This is a genomic window from Synechococcus sp. MIT S9451 (assembly GCF_047304725.1).
GTDB lineage: Bacteria > Cyanobacteriota > Cyanobacteriia > PCC-6307 > Cyanobiaceae > Synechococcus_C.
The window spans coordinates 1,664,941-1,682,578 of record NZ_CP138971.1 but is presented as its reverse complement, the minus strand read 5'-3'; the positions used below and the strand labels follow the sequence as shown (position 1 = coordinate 1,682,578).

The 17,638-nt window shown below is 60.0% G+C and carries 18 protein-coding genes; 9 read left to right on the top strand and 9 right to left on the bottom strand.

The features are described from left to right. Nucleotides 1-14: 14 nt before the first annotated feature. Complete coding sequence (gene hemH / locus SIB72_RS08675; RefSeq protein ID WP_115120753.1) at nucleotides 15-1,190, bottom strand: ferrochelatase; 1,176 nt, start codon at nucleotides 1,188-1,190, stop codon at nucleotides 15-17. Nucleotides 1,191-1,271: 81 nt separating this feature from the next. On the opposite strand from hemH, the gene SIB72_RS08670 reads away from it, so the two are divergent. The 3 genes from SIB72_RS08670 to cobO all read left to right on the top strand — a co-directional run bounded on the left by SIB72_RS08670 (nucleotide 1,272) and on the right by cobO (nucleotide 3,956). Continuing rightward, nucleotides 1,272-2,489, top strand: coding sequence for a site-specific integrase (locus SIB72_RS08670; protein WP_413743649.1), 1,218 nt, complete (start codon nucleotides 1,272-1,274; stop codon nucleotides 2,487-2,489). Nucleotides 2,490-2,637: 148 nt separating this feature from the next. Beyond that, a complete protein-coding gene (locus SIB72_RS08665) occupies nucleotides 2,638-3,291 on the top strand; it encodes a class I SAM-dependent methyltransferase (protein ID WP_413743648.1) in 654 nt (217 codons plus the stop codon). Further along, nucleotides 3,291-3,956, top strand: a complete 666-nt coding sequence (cobO, locus tag SIB72_RS08660; protein WP_413743647.1) for a cob(I)yrinic acid a,c-diamide adenosyltransferase — start codon at nucleotides 3,291-3,293, stop codon at nucleotides 3,954-3,956. The genes SIB72_RS08665 and cobO overlap by 1 nt, the downstream gene beginning before the upstream one ends. A gap of 9 nt (nucleotides 3,957-3,965) precedes the next feature. Here cobO and SIB72_RS08655 read toward each other — a convergent pair whose 3' ends face one another. Further along, a complete protein-coding gene (locus SIB72_RS08655) occupies nucleotides 3,966-4,151 on the bottom strand; it encodes a hypothetical protein (RefSeq protein ID WP_115017110.1) in 186 nt (61 codons plus the stop codon). 113 nt (nucleotides 4,152-4,264) lie between these two features. Between SIB72_RS08655 and pyrH the strand changes: the two genes are divergently transcribed. From pyrH to SIB72_RS08640, 3 genes are read left to right on the top strand one after another with little or no spacing between them, the layout of a single operon-like run. Next, nucleotides 4,265-4,972 (top strand): UMP kinase, encoded by a 708-nt coding sequence (gene pyrH / locus SIB72_RS08650; RefSeq protein ID WP_115120750.1) that lies wholly within the window; start codon nucleotides 4,265-4,267, stop codon nucleotides 4,970-4,972. Between the two features lie 7 nt (nucleotides 4,973-4,979). Beyond that, nucleotides 4,980-5,528: a ribosome recycling factor gene (gene frr, locus SIB72_RS08645; RefSeq protein ID WP_115120749.1), complete on the top strand. Its 549-nt coding sequence runs from the start codon at nucleotides 4,980-4,982 to the stop codon at nucleotides 5,526-5,528. Between the two features lie 14 nt (nucleotides 5,529-5,542). Next, nucleotides 5,543-6,703 (top strand): NAD(P)/FAD-dependent oxidoreductase, encoded by a 1,161-nt coding sequence (locus SIB72_RS08640; RefSeq protein WP_413743646.1) that lies wholly within the window; start codon nucleotides 5,543-5,545, stop codon nucleotides 6,701-6,703. 48 nt (nucleotides 6,704-6,751) lie between these two features. Here the strand turns inward: SIB72_RS08640 and SIB72_RS08635 are convergent, their stop codons facing one another. From SIB72_RS08635 to SIB72_RS08615, 5 genes are all read right to left on the bottom strand, one after another. After that, nucleotides 6,752-7,138, bottom strand: a complete 387-nt coding sequence (locus SIB72_RS08635; RefSeq protein ID WP_413743645.1) for a Crp/Fnr family transcriptional regulator — start codon at nucleotides 7,136-7,138, stop codon at nucleotides 6,752-6,754. 126 nt (nucleotides 7,139-7,264) lie between these two features. Further along, nucleotides 7,265-8,437 (bottom strand): transaldolase, encoded by a 1,173-nt coding sequence (locus SIB72_RS08630; RefSeq protein ID WP_115120746.1) that lies wholly within the window; start codon nucleotides 8,435-8,437, stop codon nucleotides 7,265-7,267. Between the two features lie 66 nt (nucleotides 8,438-8,503). After that, nucleotides 8,504-10,357 (bottom strand): peptidoglycan D,D-transpeptidase FtsI family protein, encoded by a 1,854-nt coding sequence (locus SIB72_RS08625; protein ID WP_413743644.1) that lies wholly within the window; start codon nucleotides 10,355-10,357, stop codon nucleotides 8,504-8,506. A gap of 4 nt (nucleotides 10,358-10,361) precedes the next feature. Further along, nucleotides 10,362-10,817 (bottom strand): hypothetical protein, encoded by a 456-nt coding sequence (locus SIB72_RS08620; RefSeq protein WP_115120744.1) that lies wholly within the window; start codon nucleotides 10,815-10,817, stop codon nucleotides 10,362-10,364. A gap of 86 nt (nucleotides 10,818-10,903) precedes the next feature. After that, nucleotides 10,904-12,280, bottom strand: coding sequence for a CPBP family intramembrane glutamic endopeptidase (locus SIB72_RS08615; RefSeq protein WP_413743643.1), 1,377 nt, complete (start codon nucleotides 12,278-12,280; stop codon nucleotides 10,904-10,906). 106 nt (nucleotides 12,281-12,386) lie between these two features. Here SIB72_RS08615 and SIB72_RS08610 point away from each other — a divergent pair, with 106 nt between their 5' ends. Both SIB72_RS08610 and SIB72_RS08605 read left to right on the top strand, forming a co-directional pair. Continuing rightward, nucleotides 12,387-13,721 carry a histidine phosphatase family protein gene (locus SIB72_RS08610; protein WP_413743642.1) on the top strand — a complete coding sequence of 445 codons (1,335 nt, stop codon included), beginning with the start codon at nucleotides 12,387-12,389 and terminating at the stop codon, nucleotides 13,719-13,721. A gap of 4 nt (nucleotides 13,722-13,725) precedes the next feature. Beyond that, the gene (locus SIB72_RS08605; protein WP_413743641.1) at nucleotides 13,726-15,036 is read left to right on the top strand and encodes a dihydroorotase; all 1,311 of its coding nucleotides are present in this window, start codon (nucleotides 13,726-13,728) and stop codon (nucleotides 15,034-15,036) included. Here SIB72_RS08605 and lepB read toward each other — a convergent pair. Further along, a complete protein-coding gene (gene lepB, locus SIB72_RS08600) occupies nucleotides 14,975-15,553 on the bottom strand; it encodes a signal peptidase I (RefSeq protein ID WP_413743640.1) in 579 nt (192 codons plus the stop codon). The genes SIB72_RS08605 and lepB overlap by 62 nt on opposite strands. A gap of 252 nt (nucleotides 15,554-15,805) precedes the next feature. On the opposite strand from lepB, the gene SIB72_RS08595 reads away from it, so the two are divergent. Then, nucleotides 15,806-17,311 carry a hypothetical protein gene (locus SIB72_RS08595; RefSeq protein ID WP_413743639.1) on the top strand — a complete coding sequence of 502 codons (1,506 nt, stop codon included), beginning with the start codon at nucleotides 15,806-15,808 and terminating at the stop codon, nucleotides 17,309-17,311. Here SIB72_RS08595 and SIB72_RS08590 read toward each other — a convergent pair. Then, nucleotides 17,274-17,636, bottom strand: coding sequence for an arsenate reductase family protein (locus tag SIB72_RS08590; protein ID WP_115120740.1), 363 nt, complete (start codon nucleotides 17,634-17,636; stop codon nucleotides 17,274-17,276). The genes SIB72_RS08595 and SIB72_RS08590 overlap by 38 nt on opposite strands. Nucleotides 17,637-17,638: the final 2 nt, after the last annotated feature.

Here is a 17,638-nt window from a genome sequence, read left to right as displayed (position 1 = left end):
GTGGTGACTGACGCTCAGAGCAACCCGAGCGCATGCAGTGGACCGTGACCACTGACCAGTTCCAAGAGAAAAGCGGAAAATCCCAACATCGCCAGTCGGCCGTTCCAGACCTCCGAACTGTTGTTCCATCCCCACTCCCATTTCTCCTGGGGATAGAGCTTGACAGTGGTGGGCAATTCAGCGGCCTGGTCGAGATTCACCTCCGGACCCGCAAGGCTGTCCGCCACCATGTCAGCCAGGCCTTTGATGAAGGGGGGATAGGTGTCGAGAGCACGGACACGACGGAAGTTGACGACCCCTGCTTCAGTGGCCAACTCCCGGTATTCGATATCGATCTCTTCGAGAGTTTCAATGTGCTCGCTCACGAAGCTGATCGGAACGACAACCAGATCACGGGTTTTCGCCTCACCAAGCGCCTCTAGGGCTTCTTCGGTGTAAGGCTTGAGCCACTCGACCGGACCAACCCGGCTTTGGTAGGCGAGGGTGTGGGGATTGCTGGAGCCAAGAATGGACTCCAATTCAGCCATGATCAGGGCTGCACAGGCCTGGATCTCCTGCTGATAAGGGTCTCCTGCCTCTTCGACATAACTCTTTGGCACACCGTGGGCACTGAAGAAAACGTGAGCTTCTTCCGGCACATCTGAAGCTCGGATCTGCTCGGCGATCAGTTCAGCCATGGAGCGGACGTAGCCAGGATGGTCATACCAGCTACGAATGCAGCGCAGGGGGAGGTTATGGAAAGCGGGGTCGAGCTGACGCAGACGCTGCAACTCCCGGAAGCTTGATCCGCTGGTGCTGATCGAGAAATGGGGGTAGAGGGGAAGCACCACCACCTCTTCAATGCCATCGGCCTTGATGTCTGCGACTGCAGATTCTGTAAAGGGATGCCAGTAACGCATCGCCACGTAGGAGGTGGCCTCGATGCCGCGCTGACGCAACTCACTCTGCAGTTCACGGGCCTGCTGCTCTGTGATCCGGCGCAGGGGGGATCCTCCACCGATGGAGCGATAGGCCTCCTGAGACTTGCGACTGCGCAGGGTACTGATCAACCAAGCCAACGGCTTCTGCAGGGCCGGATTCGGCAATCGGATGATCTCCGGATCCGCAAACAGGTTGTAGAGAAAAGGCCCCACATCCTGGATTCGTTCCGGGCCTCCGAGATTGAGCAGAAGGACGCCGACCCGGGCCATGAAACAGCCGCACTTTCAAATTCGACTTGAGCGTAACCCCCATCGACGCCAAGGTGACGACAAAATGACGTCCGCCTCCCCATGACCACCACCGTGGATCTGAGCGACGATCTGGAGGTCATCAACAGCGCCATCAGCAGCGATGGCATTCGACTCCGCATCGAAAAGCGCGGTGAACGGCTGAATTTGCGGGGTCCGCTGCCCTGCAGAACGACGCCTGGTCGAACCAGGATGCAACGGCTCAGCCTCGGGGTGCCAGCAACCGTCGACGGTCTGCAAGAAGCCAAGCAGCTTCTGCTCTTAGTGGATCTCCAGCTGCGCCGCGATCAGTTTGATTGGCAGCAATGGACCAAGAAGGCAGCCCGCCCCCCCAGCGATCTCTCCAAGACATCATCCAGGCGTTCTGAAGGGAGGTCGTTCAAGAGCAACGATCCGATCACGCTTCAGCTGGAGGGCTTTGAGCAAAGCTTTTTCTGCGACCCAATCCGGCGACGATCCCCTGCCGGCAGCCGCACAACCTGGAGTTCTGCCTATAGGCCCTACCTCAGACGATTGAAGCGAATCGCTGAGGAGCGGAACCTCAGCCTGGGCACCGAACTGCTGGCCCTCACCCTCAGCAGTTATGCAGACGCCAGCCGAAGTCGTCAGCAGTGCGCCACCAGCCTCAGCGCCTTGGCGCGCCACTACGCCATCTCCCTGCCTGACAACTGGCGCGCTGAAGCGGCGGGCTACGGCCTGCATCGAGCACGGTTCCGCCAGCTGCCCAGTGATGGCCAGATCTTGGAGGCCGTGCTGCGGATCCCCAACCCAGGCTGGCGGCTGGCCTTCGGCCTGATGGCCACCTACGGGCTCCGGAACCACGAGTTGTTCTTCGCCGACCTCAGTGCGCTTGCCCCAGGGGGAGACCACGTGCTGCGAATCCTGCCCACGACCAAAACTGGCGAACATCAGGTGTGGCCGTTCCATCCCGACTGGGTGGAGCGTTTCCAGCTGTGCGAACTGGGTCGAAGCCCAGACCTGCTACCCAGCATCAACACCGATCTGAACCGCACCACCCTGCAGCAGGTGGGACGTCGGGTTGCGGAACAGTTCCGTCGTTATGAGCTGCCTCTCACCCCCTACGACCTCCGCCATGCTTGGGCCGTGCGCACGATCCACATCGGCCTGCCTGACACCGTCGCCGCAAGGATGATGGGCCACTCGGTTGCGATCCACACCCGCACCTATCACCACTGGATCACCCGACGTGATCAGCAACAGGCGGTGGATGCGGCACTCGCCCGTCAGAACGCTGGATGAGAAGGCGACGGCTGCCGATAGCAGCTCCGTTACGGAGGGCAGCGAAGTTTCGGCTGCCTGCCCGCATTCGGTGCCGCTCAGTCCAATCCTTCAGCGGCAGGATGAATGCTGTGACTGACATTCGCAGTCGCATCCTTTCCCGTTCCTGATGAGCTCGTTTCTAAGACCCCTCGCCTACCGCCATCGCTGGATCTACGACACCGTCACAGCGGTGTCATCTCTGAGTGTGGGAGGGGTGCAGCGCCTCAGGGGACTGGGGCTTGAGGTCATGAAGGCCAGACTTCAGCCCGGGGCTGCCGTGCTGGACCTGTGCTGCGGCAGCGGGGAAGCAGCAGCCCCCTGGCTATCGGCCGGTTTCAACGTGACCGGGCTGGATGTCTCGCCCCTGGCCCTGAATCTCGCCGCCAGCCGCCACCCTGACCTGCAACGCGTCGAGGGACTCGCCGAGGCTCCGCCTTTCGCCGATGCGGCATTCGACGCCATTCAATTGAGCGTGGCGCTGCATGAATTTCCGCGCCAGGAACGAGAGATCGTGCTTCGGCAATGCCTTCGGCTGCTGCGCCCCGGGGGATGGCTGGTGCTGGTGGACCTCCATCCAGCTGGTCCGTGGCTACGTCTGCCCCAGTGGCTGTTCTGCGCGCTGTTTGAAACCGACACCGCGACCGCCATGCTGGAAGACGACCTTCCCTCCCAGCTCAGAGGGCTTGGTTTCAATCAGGTGGAACAGGAACTGCTGGCCGGCGAGGCCTTGCAGCGCATCACCGCCTGTCGCCCCACCGCTCGGCCCCCCGGAGAACAGTGATGAACAACAGCAATCTGGACCAGACCGCAGCCGAGCTGGGTATGGGCGGCCGACTGGCCCCGGAACAGGACAACGCTGGCTATCGCAAGCGAATGGAACGGCGTCAGCAGGTTCAACGCCAGCGCGTGGAAGAACGCAATAAGGAAAAAGGCCTCGTACTGGTGTTCACCGGACAGGGCAAAGGCAAGACCACTGCCGGCCTCGGCCTCGCCCTGCGCACCTTGGGCCATGGGGAGAGGGTGGCGATTGTGCAGTTCATCAAAGGGGGATGGGAACCTGGCGAGGCCAGAGCCCTCAAAGCCTTCGGCGATCAGGTGTCGTGGCATGCCCTTGGCGAAGGCTTCACCTGGGAGACACAAGACCGTGAACGTGACCAGCAACTTGTGGGCAATGCCTGGCAGACCGCCCTGGGCTACCTGAAAGATCCATCCATCAAGCTTGTGCTCCTGGATGAGCTGAATGTTGCTCTGAAGCTGGGCTACATCGAGGTCAGCACCGTGCTGGATGGCTTAGGCCAGCGTCCAGAGCTTTGCCACGTCGCACTCACGGGGAGGGGAGCCCCCCCAGAACTGATCGAAGCCGCCGATCTTGTCACTGAAATGACATTGGTTCATCACCCGTTCCGTGAGCAGGGGGTGAAAGCACAGGCTGGCATCGAATTCTGAACACTCGATTCAGCTCTGCTCAAGATCAGTCTTGAGCAGAGCTGTTGCCGCTGTCAGCACCGACAAACCGCTCACCAGCAAGGCGCGGTGAACGATCGGATCGCGCCAGCAAGAAGGATCCTGACTGGCACGGTCAAGGGCCGATAACGTGAGCCTGGCCATCACCCCACTGCGTGGCTTGCCGTGATCAGGCATTGGGGGGTCTCGGTTGCACCATGCAAGCGCGTTTTCTTGTCCTGACCAGCCCTCGGCGAGAGGTCAGGACACAGGGAAACCCCTTGCTACTGTCGACAAGATCTGGTGGCTGAATGGCATACAAGCGCGCCCTGCTCAAACTCAGCGGTGAAGCGCTGATGGGTGATCAGGGATATGGCATCGATCCCGCGATCGTCCAGTCCATCGCGGAGGATGTCGCCAGGGTGATCGCCAGCGGCACCGAGCTCGCCATCGTTGTGGGTGGAGGCAACATCTTTCGCGGCCTAAAGGGGTCTGCCGCTGGCATGGATCGAGCCACGGCCGACTACGTGGGCATGCTGGCAACGGTGATGAATGCGATCACCCTGCAGGACGGCTTGGAGCGAGCCGGAGTCCCCACTCGGGTGCAAACAGCGATTGCCATGCAGGAGGTTGCTGAGCCCTATATCCGCCGCAAGGCCATTCGACACCTGGAGAAGCAACGAGTGGTGGTGTTCGGAGCTGGGTGCGGCAATCCCTTCTTCACCACCGACACCACGGCAGCGCTTCGCGCAGCCGAAATCAATGCCGATGTGGTGTTCAAAGCCACCAAGGTCGATGGCGTCTATGACAAGGACCCCGCCAAGCACGCCGATGCCGTGAAGCATGAAAGGCTCACCTTTCAGCAGGTGCTTAGCGGTGAACTAGCCGTGATGGACAGCACTGCCATCGCCCTTTGCAAAGACAACAACATTCCTATCGTTGTTTTCAATCTGTTCGAACCTGGCAACATCGGCAAAGCCGTGGCTGGCGAGCCCATCGGTTCCCGCATCAGCAACTAAATCCGTTATGTCGAAACAAGAGCTCGAAACCAGCATGCAGAAGTCGGTGGAATCCACCCAGCGCATGTTCAACACCATTCGCACAGGCCGGGCCAACGCCTCATTGCTGGATCGCATCAGCGTCGAGTACTACGGCGCCGACACCCCACTGAAGTCGTTAGCAACCCTCTCAACACCCGATTCTCAAACCATCCAAATTCAGCCCTTCGACATCAGTGCCCTCGCCTCGATCGAAAAGTCCATCGCCATGAGCGAACTGGGGTTCACCCCCAATAACGACGGAAAAATCATTCGTATCAACGTTCCTCCCCTCACCGAGGAGCGGCGCAAGGAGTTCTGCAAGCTGGCTTCCAAATACGCCGAAGAGGGCAAGGTGGCGCTGCGAAATATTCGCCGCGATGCGATCGACAAGATCAAGAAACAAGAGAAAGACGGTGACTTCTCTGAGGACCAAAGCCGCGACGAACAGGACATTGTCCAGAAGACGCTGGACAAGTTCATTGGCATTCTTGAGAAGCATTTGGCCGACAAAGAGGCCGACATTCTCAAGGTCTGAGCGCAAGAACCAGCGTGAGCAGCTCTGACGTGGTGGTGATCGGTGCAGGAGCAGCAGGTGCTGCCGCTGCCTTTCACCTCAGCCAAGCAGGCCATCGCGTCACGGTGCTGGAAAAAGATGGCGGCAGCGAGGCGCCATTGCTCCAATCACACCACTCGCGCATCAAACCCTGTGGCGGTGGCATGGCAGCGTCAGTGCAGCAGTGGTTCCCCTTCCCTCTTGCGCCAGCAGTTGATGAAGTCATTGAGCGAGTGGAGTTCAGCTGGTGTCTGACCGATCCAGTCGTCGCCGAGCTACCAGGATCGGCCCCGTTCTGGATCGTCCGCCGCGAACGGCTTGATTCGCTTCTGATCGAACGGGCTGTTGAACGGGGTGCTGACTTGCACCAAGGCTTCGAAGTCACCGACCTGAGCAGGTACGAGTCAGGCTGGCGAGTTCTCAGTGCTGATGGACGTGCGATCGAAGCGCGAGCAGTGGTGATCGCGGATGGTTCTGCCTCGCCTTGGCCCGAACGCTTCGGCCTTGGACCTGGCAAACCACATTGCGCCAGCACCACTTCGGTACGGCTTGAGGGGAGGGGGGCACTGCGGCCTGGCTCCGCCCGCTTCGAATTCGGGCTGGTGCATCACGGCTTCGCTTGGGCATTCCCGATGGGTGATGGGGTGAATGTGGGCGTCGGCACCTTCATCGGCCGCCATGCCGCCGACAGCGACGCAATCCTGTCCCAACTGTTACCAGACCTGGGGTTCTCCGCTGACGCAGGTCTGCGGCAGCAAGCGCAGCTGCGGGTTTGGAATGGCCATCACCCCCTACACGCCGATGGCATGGTTGCGGTGGGAGACGCGGCGTCGCTTTGCGATCCATTTCTGGCAGAAGGCCTGCGACCTGCCCTCATGAGTGGCTGTGAAGCCGCCTCCAGCCTGGACCTCTGGCTTCGTGGGGAGCAAAAGGATCTCTCGCTTTATTCGCAGCGGATGCGAGCACGATGGGGCGATTCGATGGCCTGGGGACGGCGTATCGCCCAGGTGTTCTATCGCTTTCCGAAAGTGGGGTATCAACTGGGCATCAAGCGACCTACCGCCCCGCAGCGCATCGCCCAAATCCTCTCTGGAGAGATGGGCTATGGCGACATCGCCCAACGCGTAATCAAACGGCTGCTGCTGAAACGCAGCTGAACAAACAAACCAGCAGCAAGCTGAGGCCCAGATTGGGCAGCCTTGGCTTCAGGATCGCTCGCTCAGCTTGAGATCACGCAAGCGCTCATCCACCGAGGCCAGCAACTCAATCGCAAACATTGGAGACTCCTGCACAGCAAACAGAAACTTCTCGCGGTTCATTTCGATCAAGCGACAGGCCGTTTCAGCCATCGCCGTGCCAAGGCGACGATGATCCGTGGTCACCAAAGCGCCCGAACCAAACACATTCCCTGCTGCAATCAATTCATATCCCTCGCTGCCATCCGAGGTTGTCCAGCACAAGCGCACGGTCCCCTCAAGCAAGCCGAACATCGAAGCACCGGATTCACCAGAAGAGAAGATCACTTCTCCAGCCTGAGCAACTCTCACCTCACTGGTGGCAGCAAGAGCTTTCATGGTGTCAAGGGCGTTCATACTCCCAACTCCAGGGCCATGGCTGATTAAAGCTCGAGAGGGCTTCGTGACGATGTCAAAAGCCCTACAGCGGACCAATCTGGGTTAGCGAAACAACTGTTGAAAGAAAAGGCGGGGACTTTGCACTCAGGCTGTCGTGAGTGCAAGAGCCGCGCCAAAACCAGAACGAACCTCCTCCGGAGTCAGGCGTCCATCGTGATCCTGATCAAGGGCGTCAAACACGGCGTCACTACCCAGCCATTCATCACGCGTGATCGAACCGTCACCGTTCATGTCGTTGAGCAAGAAAATCTCCTGAACGGCATGCCGAAAAGCGGCACCCCCCTCGAGTTCGGCCAAGCGGTGAGCCAGTTGCGCCTCAAGGGTTTCAATCGCCTTGCTGAAGCCCTTGATGCCCTCACTGAGCTTGTCGGTGGCCATGCGATCGTCAGCCATCATCGAATCGAAGCCCTGACGATCCAGATGGATTTGGGGCTCACCACCAGTGGCATTGCCTCCATCAAGCTTGCGAACGAGTGGGGCCTCGGTGCTGCGGAGTTGATCAAGCAGTTTCGGGGAAATGGTGAGGAGATCACAGCCAGCAAGCTCAACAATCTCATCGGTGTTGCGGAAACTCGCGCCCATCACCTCTGTCTTGTAGCCGTAGGTCTTGAAATAGTTGAAGATCCTGGTCACGGACAGCACGCCGGGATCCTCTGGCCCGGGATAGGCATCCCGTCCTGTCTCGGCCTTGTACCAGTCAAGAATGCGACCGACAAAGGGAGAGATCAGGGTGACGGCGGACTCCGCGCAGGCGACGGCCTGGCCAAAACCAAACAGGAGCGTGAGGTTGCAGTGAATTCCCTCCTTCTCCAGCACCTCCGCCGCTTTGATGCCCTGCCAGGTGGAGGCAATCTTGATCAGCACACGGTCATTGCTGATTCCTGCATCGTTGTAAAGACGAATCAGCTTGCGACCCTTCTCGATCGTGGCCTCAGTATCGAAGCTCAAACGGGCATCGACCTCGGTGGACACGCGGCCTGGAACGATTTTGAGAATTTCCTTGCCGAAGATCACGCAGATCTCATCCAGGGCCTCATGCACGACGTCCTCGACCGGCGCATTGCTGCCGAGCAGTCGGCGTGAGGACTGCAAAGCCTCATCGATCAAGCTCTGGTAAGCGGGAATCTGGGCAGCAGCCAGGATCAGGGAAGGGTTGGTGGTGGCGTCCCGTGGTGTGAAACGACGGATCGCCTCCAGGTCGCCGGTGTCAGCCACGACAACGGTCATGGCGGACAGCTGTTCGAGAAGAGAGGCCATGGAAGCGAAGTACGGCTCTAGGTTCGTAACGTAGCCAGCTCAGCGGAACTGGCACCCCCCTGTTTGTTAACCCGCAGGAGCTGGGGCCCCATCGGGATCTCCATCAAGAGCCGCAGCAGGTTGACGTGCCGGCTGATGGGCGGTGTGGCCTCCGCTAGGCGGAATTTTTTCGATCACAAGCAGACCATCAATGATCTTCTTGGCCACCGGCACCGCAACGGTGGAACCGTAGGCATTCCCGCCCTGGGGTTCATCCACAACGACCAACACCACGTAACGAGGGTCTTCGATCGGGAGGGTGGCCACGAAGCTGCAGATCTTGGCGCCAGGCACATAAACACCGTTGAGAGCTTTCTGGGCCGTGCCTGTTTTGCCCCCAATGCGGTAACCGGGAGTTCTGGCACCCTTACCGCTGCCTTTCTCCACCACCGATTCCATCCAAGCCAGCACGGTGCGCGTCACCTCAGGACGGATCAACGGTTGCCCCAGGATGGGATTGCGTCTGGCCAGACCATCACCCGAACGCAAACCGCGCGTGATGTGGGGACTCACCATGCGTCCACCATTGGCCAGAAGTGCATGCAGCTGCACCAGCTTCAACGGGGTGAGTGAAAAACCCTGACCGAAGGCCGCAGTGGCGGGCTCGATTGGCTGAGTGGTGAATTGCTCCCTGGTCTTGAGTTGACCGGCAACGGCCCCGGGGAGATCGGTGTCGGGTTTGGACTCCAGTCCAAGCTTCGACAACCACTGCCAATAGCGCAGCGGCTGAAGGTTGCGCATCGCCTGCACCATGCCCACGTTGCTCGAAACCTGCAGCACGGTGGCGAAATCGATCACCCCATTGGCACCCTTGTCATGGTTGAAGATTGGCCATCCTCCGATCTGAAGCTGGCCGATGTCATTCACCGTGTCATTAGGCCCGATCACCTTTTCCTGGAGAGCGATGGCCAGGTTGATCGGCTTAAAGGTCGAGCCGGGTTCGTAGAGATCCTGCACCGACCACTCACGAAACAGAGCTGGCGGAAAATCCCAGTAACGGTTGGGGTCGTAGGTGGGCGTCGAGGCCAGGGCCAGCAATTCTCCATTGCGCACATCCATCACAATCGCCACACCCTTCTTCGCGTTCCACTCCTTGACCTGCGCCGCAAGGGCCTTCGCCGCCAGATCCTGCAGACGGGCATCGAGAGTGAGCTGAAGCCGAAGGTCATCACCAAAGAAAATCCCTGGGCTGAGGTTGTCCGGCAGGGGGGTTCCATCAGCGCCTCTGCGCAGACTGCGGGATTGTTCATGCCGTTGCAGATCGCGATCTCGGCTCTGCTCCAAACCCGCCTGTGGCTCACGCTCCAGGTTCAGGAACCCCACCACATTGGCGAACAGATTGCCCTGGGGATAGACACGATGGGAATAGGCCTCGAGGTCAAGACCACTGATACCGAGACGTCGAACCTCTGAGGCGGTTTCCGGATCCAAGCCTTCCGCCAGCCGAATCCCGGAAGGTCGATCGCCCATGCGCTGAACGAGATCGGCCATGGGCAGAGCCAACAGACCCGAAAGGCGACGCGCCAGATCGAGAGGCTGACGGACGACAGAAGGATCATCCCCTGGGAAGCGAAAGTTGTTGGGATGGGCCCAAAGACGAAAGCGTTCCTCATCCAGAGCAACGAGACGTCCTGCACGATCGACGATCGGACGTCGGGTCCCAAGCGGATCGGTTCGCTGGGTCTGAACACTGCGAGCCCGGGCTTCAAGCGTGGAAGACTGCATCACTTGCAGCCAGGCCATACGGCCCATCAAGCCGATGAGTCCAAGGCAGAGCAAGCCAAACACCCAACGCATGCGTTGAGCCGGGACCGACTCAAGTGGAATCACCCGCTGGCGCGGGCGGCGACGTCTTCGACGACCGGCTTCCGGCTCGGTCATGGTGTCAATACCCCTGCTGGATCGGCTGATCCATCCAGGTCTGGATCATGGCCAGCTGGTCGACATCCTGAGCTGCCGCACTGACCTGTGGACGATCGAGATAGACGAGATTGGCCACTTGAGTGGGCACCATCGTGGCGGGAAGACTGGCCTGCTCAAGCAAATGACGTTCAAGCGTCGCGGTTGACTCGGTCAGGCGATGGGAGAGGCTACGGGTCTCCTCCAATTGGCGAAACGCCACAGTCCAACGGTGCTGCCAATGAAGCGTCAGACCCGACAGCGCCACGACAGCCAAAACGACACCACAAAGCGATCCATCAGCAACACGATGGAGACCAGCCAGTACAGGCGACCGACGTGCCATCCGCTGGGCCGACATCGATCCCTGGATCAGCTCGAATGCCCCTGAAGCTGCAGAGCGCTCTGCAGGGACAATCCGTGACTGGGGAACGGCGCTCACGTCATCGACGCGTCAATGCGTCAGTGAACCATTGGCAAGGGCCTCCCGCAAGCCCGAAAACGCCAATGAGGGCAGGGATCTGCTGATTAAGAGCCCAGAAGGATCAGATTGAGGAAGGTGGCCGCGTTCCAGCAGGCATGCATCACCACGCAGGGCAGCAGACGACCACTGCTCAGACGCAGCAGGGCTAGGCCGATGCCGAGCACCAGCAGGGGCGGCAGTTCACCAATGCTGAGGTGGGCCACAGCAAACACCAGGCCGCTGATGACCACGCCCCAACCTCGACCAAGCACCCGAGCGAGAACGGGCAGAAGCACACCCCGAAACACCAGTTCTTCAAAGAGAGGAGCGAGCACAACAGCAGTGAGAGCGAGCAGGACGAGAGCCCAGGGGTTATCACTGCGCAGCACCATCTCCAGCAGGGGATTACTACCGCCTGGATCACCAACCAGCTTTCCCATCAGCCAACCTGTCAGCACCACGGGAGGCATCACCATCAACCAGCCGCGCCCCCCCTGCAGCAAGGCAGTGAGCCAAGGAGAAGGGCGCCACTGGAGCCATCCCCCCACTGGCATCTCCTCTCTCTCCAGTCCACCGAGCTGAAGGCGAAGGATTCCCAAGGGAGGAACGGCAAGAGCGATGTAACCGAGCAGCACCGCAATCGCCTGACCGAGAGCCCCGGACTGCCCCTGTGAGATCAACGCGATCAGGGGACTGACCAGCACGGGCAGCAACACCTCCCCAAGCAAGACGAATCCTCCGGCCACAAGGATCGCCATGTCCGCCGGTGTGAGCAGCGGACCGACCAGAGGGGGCCAAGCGGGCAGCTTTCCGCGAAAGCGCGACCAGAGATGGCGGATCAACAGCCCCACTCCAGTTAGCAGCGCTGCGATTGGCAACAATTCGGCCAGCAGCAGTCGCTGGGTGGCCTGAGCAGCAGCGTTCGCATCACTGGGATCGGTGCACCAGGCTTTGCTGCCACCTAAGGCCTCACAGCTGAGCTGTCTCAGCAGCGGATCCAGCGCCGGATCGGAAAGCAGCGCCTGGTTGGCTTCAGTGAGCCCCCCACCTTGCTCATAAGTAGAAAGAGCTTGTTGCATTGCGCTCAATTCAGGCCGCTGCATCGGCAAAGCGAGGGCTGCAGTGCGCTGAGCCTCATCCCTAGTCAGTGCAGCCAGCAGAAGCCGCTGTCGATCATCGAGCCGATCGAGCGGCACCTCCTCTAGGGCTTCAAGCATCTGAGCAGATGGATCCCCTCCCACCAGCAGGGGCCTCAACTGCGGTGGCAGGGACGGTTCTGCCAACAGGGCCTTCTCCTGCTGCTGCAGAGAGAGAGCCGGCGTGACGGAGTCGCGGCTGAGGCTACTGATCAAGCCCATCACCCACACGACCATCGCCAGCACAAGGGAGATCAGAGCCAGCAATAATTTGGTCAGCCGGCGATCGGTCGGCGAAGACGTCAACGGATGCGGAGCAACAGACACCGATTCTCTCCGCTGGCGACAGAAGCGGTCGACAGAAAGGGGACCTGGCCCCCAATACGATGGCCGCGCCCCTCCCCAAAAACCGTTGTCTCTCCGTCTTCTTCTGGTGCGCCACGGCCTGAGCAGCTTCAATGTGGAGCGCCGGATTCAAGGAAGGGATGACCTTTCCGTTCTGACAGCGGAAGGTGAGGAGCAGGCGAGCAGAACGGGTCGAGCCCTGACTGACGTGCCGATCAGTGCGGTGTACAGCTCTCCCCTGAAGCGAGCCAGCGCTACCTGTGAAGGGTTACTCAAGGCCAGAGGCGGAGACTCCCTCACTCCAGTCATGGATGAAGGACTTCTGGAAGTGGATCTCGAACCTTGGAGTGGAATGAGCGCCGACGAGCGAGCCGCCCGCTACCCGGAGGCCTACCAGGCTTGGCGTCTTCATCCCGAAGAGCTGGAACTGACCCGGAAGGATGGCCGTGCCTACCGTCCTGTGCAGGAGCTGATGGCACAGGCAAGGCATTTCCTCGATCGCCTCCTGGATCAACATCCCAGTGAAGGCAACGACACAGTGCTGGTGGTGGGCCACAACGCCATTCTCCGTTGCCTGATCCTGGTGCTTCTTGGAGAACCCTCCCAGGGCTTCCGTCGTCTCCAAATTGACAACGCCTCGCTCTCGGTGTTCAACCTCAGTCCGAAGGCCAGCGGCGGCCACCAGGTGCAGATCGAATGTCTGAACAACACAGCGCACCTTGGCCAGGGACTGCCGAAAAAAGGGAACGGAGCTCGACTGGTGCTGGTGCGCCACGGTGAGACCAACTGGAATCGTCAGGGCCGTTTCCAGGGACAAATTGACATCCCCCTCAACGACAACGGCCATGCCCAGGCTGAAGCGGCTCGAGGATTCCTCGAATCGGTATCGCTGCAAAGGGCTTACAGCAGCTCAATGACTCGGCCACGTCAGACCGCTGAAGGCATCCTTCGCTCCCATCCAGGGGTGCCCCTGACGGAAACTCGTGGCCTCGTGGAGATTGGCCATGGCCTCTGGGAAGGCAAGCTCGAAGACGAGATCAAAGCGGAATGGGCAGATCTGCTCGAGGAATGGAAACGCACTCCTGAAACGGTGCAGATGCCAGAGGGAGAAACCATCCAAGACGTTTGGGAACGCTCTGTGAACACCTGGAACACGATCGCCGCAAGCCTTGAGCCTGAAGAGACTGCTCTGGTGGTCGCCCATGACGCGGTGAACAAAACCATTCTCTGCCAGCTGTTGGGCCTCACTCCAGGCGACATTTGGTCCGTGAAGCAAGGCAACGGTGGAGTGACGGTGGTCGACATGCCGACGGATCCGGGCCAGCCTTCGGTTGTGACCTGTCTCAATCTCACGTCCCACCTCGGAGGGGTTCTCGATCGCACCGCTGCAGGAGCCCTCTGAGCTAATGCATCAGACCGTGCTTCTCGATCCCGTTCGGATCCTGGTTGGTTGTGGCCAGGATCCGATTGAGAATGGTGCCGCCCTCATCCGAAACCATGAGCTGGTGGCCTTCGGAGAGGAGGCACGCCAGCAGGCAGCCAGCGAAGCGGTGCCGGTTCAGCCAGCACCCAACCAGCTGCTTGCCCCTTGCCTCGTGGATCCCCATTCCATTCTGGAAAAGCCTTTCGGTGAGCAAGCCGAGAACCTCGACAGCCTGCGCCATGTCGCGGCCAGAGCCGGGTATGGGCAAGTAGCGCTCTTGCCGCAAGCGAACGCGTGGAGGGATCGTGTCGAACGCCTCCAGGGATGGGGCAGCGATGGCAATGATGTGCGCATCCACCTTTGGGGTGCGCTGAGCCTGGACGGTGCAGGCCAGCAGCTCAGCTGCCATGGCGATCTGCTCGACCAGGGAGCCATCGGTCTGTGTGACGGCGAGGCCATGCCCGCCACAGGGTTGCTGCAGCGCAGTCTGGTGCTGGCGGAGGGAGCGCATGCACCGATCCTTGTCGCCCCGCGGGATCCCAGCCTGCAGGGCGATGGCATGGTGCGCGAGGGCGTGGAAACATTGCGGGCCGGATGGCCGATCGATCCGGTCGCCAGCGAGACCATCCCCATGGGGCAGTTGCTGGAGCTGCAACGGCTCTATCCGGACCAACCCCTTTGGGCGATGAACCTTGCCACAGCAGACGGTGTCAACCTGTTGGAGCAAGCGACTGTTCGACCCACGGCCAGCGTGCATTGGTGGCATCTCGTCACGGATCGGAGCCGGCTCCCATCGACGGCGCCGGGATGGTGCGTCACCCCTTCCCTCGGGGGAATCGATGATCGAAAAGCCTTGATCCGAGCCCTCAAGAACGGATTCATCGGCGCAGTCGCTGTTCATGCCGTTCCTCTCGATCCAGAGGATTGCCTGTTGCCTCCGGGACAACGTCGACCTGGCCTGGTCGGTCATCAGCTGGTGCTACCACTGCTCTGGCAAACGCTTGTATGCGAAGAAGGGTGGACGATTCCCCAGCTCTGGGCGGCCCTCAGTTTCGGCCCCGCACGCTTGCTCAAGCAACCCACGGAGGAGTTGGCAATCGGCAGCAATCGTTGGCTGCTATTCGATCCCGATGCACGCTGGCGTCCAAGCCTCGACCATGCCGATGCCTCCAGGGGAGGCAATCAACCGATGCTCAATCTCGAGATCAGGGGGGCCGTGGTGGCCTGTGGGCTCAGGAGTCCAGAGCGCCCGCCCGATCCCAAGGAAGAAAGCGCCAGATCGCTCGGCCGATGATCGCTGACTGGGGCAAGAAGTGAGTGCCAGGCCAATAGCGGCCATCCCAGCTATTGCTGCGGTTGTCGCCCAGCACTAAAACATGTCCTTCAGGAACAGTGACATTGAGAGGTGCACATCGACTCATCCCCTGCGCATCAACCGGGCAGTAATTAGTGACATAGGGCTCGTTGAGTTTGTCACCATTAATAGTCACATCACCTCGGGGGGTCACCACAACACGATCCCCAGGTTCCCCGATCACACGCTTGATATAAGCATCACAGGATTTAGGGGAAACCTCAGGAATTCTGTTGACGAAAGGAATATTGGCCGGAAGACAACGCCACAGCGAAGGGGCGGGGCTGTCAGCCTTCAGCACAGGATCGAACGCGTAGGGCGCATCAAACACAACGATCTCCCCGCGACGAGGCAGGCGGAAGCGGTACGCCATCTTCTCAATAATCAACATGTCGTTGATTTTGAGACCAGGCAACATTGAGCCGGAGGGAATATATCGAGACTCGCCAACAAACATCCTCAGACCGAAGTAGAGGGCAATGGTGAAAAGAACAGGTGCCCAAAAATCCCAGAAGGGATGACCACGGTGCTTTGACCTGAGGCGGTGCTTCGTTGTGGCGACGTGACCTTGCTGCCCCTTTTCTGCCGGCGTCTGCTCGTCGGAGTGATCGTCTCTCTGCGCGTCGGCCAATGCGGCTCAAAAGTAATGATTGCTCAGGATAGGCGCGATGGGCTTCAGCTTCTAGCCTGGGATTCAGAGAAACAGCTCATGGTCCGCCCCCGCTGGCAAGCATTGCAGGCCACCTCGAAGGGCCGGTTCTGGAAACGCTGGGACCAGGGCCTGGCACTGATCGCGGCAGCCAACCTGGCATGGGTTCTGTTCGACGTCACCTACGTGCCGCTGCGGAACTTCTGGTTGCAGCGCACCCTCTACCCCCTTCCTTCAGTGAGCCTGGGCATTCCCGTGCCCTGGTTGCCGGACATCACCCCGATCTATGACCCGGTGAAGGGGATTGCACCCCACCGCGATACGACCGCCTACATCTCCCATTTCCGCGCACTCGAGAGGCTCGCCAAAGTCCAGGGAATCAACAGCACAGCGGCTCGCCAGCATCGACTCGAGATGGTGGTGCGCAACAGCCAGCTGATCGACGAAAACCCGTTCGTGGGGTCCGGCAATGCCGGCACGCTGGAGAAACTGAAAAATCGGCTCAGAGCCCGGGCAGGCCTGGACTCCCCCAAGCAAGCTGCCGCCCATCTCCTCGGCGACACCTACCTGAGTGCCCACGACTGGGAACAAGAGCGAGCATTCTGGAATCAGCGAATCTTGCCGTTAGCAGCCACCAACTACTGGCGTGGCATCAACGACAGCGGCCAGCCGATCGACCATGCCTGGCGGATCGATACACCCTTTCAGATCCTTTTTCTGATCGACATCCTGCTCAGGGCCATTCGCCTGAAACGTCGGTATCCAGCGATTCGTTGGAGAGATGCCCTCCTGCGTCGCTGGATCGATCTACCGCTGTTACTGCCGTTCTGGAGGCTACTGCGGGTGATTCCCGTGACAGAACGGCTTTCGAATGCGCAGCTGATTCAGCTCGAACCTCTGCGAACGGTTGTGAGTCGCGGCGTTGTGGCCGTGCTGGCACTGGAACTGTTCGAGGTGCTCACGGTGCGCATTCTCGATGCGATGCAGCAACTGATTCGCTCACCCCAGCTTCCCAAGCGCATCCGGAATCTGCGCAGCCATCAGTCCGTCGATGACAACGGTGAGCGTGAACTCGCGGAACTGCTGCGGCTGTGGATTCCCCTTCTGCTCACCCAGGTGAGCCCTGGCATGCGTCCCCAACTGGTGGCTCTATTCAGCCATGCACTGCAGCGCAGTCTCAACGATGTGATGCTGCCAACAGCGCTCAGGGATCTGGCTCCGGTCCAGAAAGCAGAAAACGAATTCAGCCGCCAGCTAGCCGCTGGGATGGTGGATGGGCTTCTGGGTCTGTCACGATCTGCCGGTGACAGACTCGGAAAACGAGACATCGAACTGGAGGATCTCTCCATTGATGTGCTCGATCGGTTCTGGGAGGAACTGGCACGAACCCTGGAGCAAGGACCGGTTCTGGACCGCAGCCAGGAACTGGTCACCACCTTCCTCGAGGAGCTCAAACGATCAAGCATTCGTCAACTGAGGGATCAAGGCGGTGTGACCGAACTGATCACTGAACTTGATGGCCTCAGCTTCAGCGACCAAACGCCTCGATCCACTGGTCCTGCTTGAAGCCGACCAGAAATCGGCCATCTGGCAGGGCAACGAAGGGACGCTTGATCAATTTGCCATCGGCTGCGAGAGCATCCAGAGCTTCTGGATCGGACATCGCCTTGACAACAGCAGAACCGAGAGCGCGATAACTCTGACCACTGGTATTGAACAACGGAGCGCGTCGGCCGAAATGATCAGCTGCCGCGGCAAGCATTGATCGATCAGGGGGAGACTCGGTGATATCAACAACCTGATGGACGATTCCCTGCTGCTCAAGCCATGCCAGCGCCTTGCGACAGGTCGAACAGCGGGAATAACTCCAAACAAGGAGTGGTTCAGCCAAGG

Excerpts from the sequence above, each read along its gene's own strand:
- SIB72_RS08630 (WP_115120746.1), bottom strand. The coding sequence starts at position 8,437 with ATGGCCTCTCTTCTCGAACAGCTGTCCGCCATGACCGTTGTCGTGGCT.
- SIB72_RS08670 (WP_413743649.1), top strand. The coding sequence starts at position 1,272 with ATGACCACCACCGTGGATCTGAGCGACGATCTGGAGGTCATCAACAGC.
- SIB72_RS08625 (WP_413743644.1), bottom strand. The coding sequence starts at position 10,357 with ATGACCGAGCCGGAAGCCGGTCGTCGAAGACGTCGCCGCCCGCGCCAG.
- SIB72_RS08595 (WP_413743639.1), top strand. The coding sequence starts at position 15,806 with ATGGTCCGCCCCCGCTGGCAAGCATTGCAGGCCACCTCGAAGGGCCGG.
- hemH (WP_115120753.1), bottom strand. The coding sequence starts at position 1,190 with ATGGCCCGGGTCGGCGTCCTTCTGCTCAATCTCGGAGGCCCGGAACGA.
- SIB72_RS08605 (WP_413743641.1), top strand. The coding sequence starts at position 13,726 with ATGCATCAGACCGTGCTTCTCGATCCCGTTCGGATCCTGGTTGGTTGT.
- SIB72_RS08635 (WP_413743645.1), bottom strand. The coding sequence starts at position 7,138 with ATGAACGCCCTTGACACCATGAAAGCTCTTGCTGCCACCAGTGAGGTG.
- SIB72_RS08665 (WP_413743648.1), top strand. The coding sequence starts at position 2,638 with ATGAGCTCGTTTCTAAGACCCCTCGCCTACCGCCATCGCTGGATCTAC.
- frr (WP_115120749.1), top strand. The coding sequence starts at position 4,980 with ATGTCGAAACAAGAGCTCGAAACCAGCATGCAGAAGTCGGTGGAATCC.
- pyrH (WP_115120750.1), top strand. The coding sequence starts at position 4,265 with ATGGCATACAAGCGCGCCCTGCTCAAACTCAGCGGTGAAGCGCTGATG.
- cobO (WP_413743647.1), top strand. The coding sequence starts at position 3,291 with ATGAACAACAGCAATCTGGACCAGACCGCAGCCGAGCTGGGTATGGGC.
- lepB (WP_413743640.1), bottom strand. The coding sequence starts at position 15,553 with ATGTTTGTTGGCGAGTCTCGATATATTCCCTCCGGCTCAATGTTGCCT.
- SIB72_RS08655 (WP_115017110.1), bottom strand. The coding sequence starts at position 4,151 with ATGCCTGATCACGGCAAGCCACGCAGTGGGGTGATGGCCAGGCTCACG.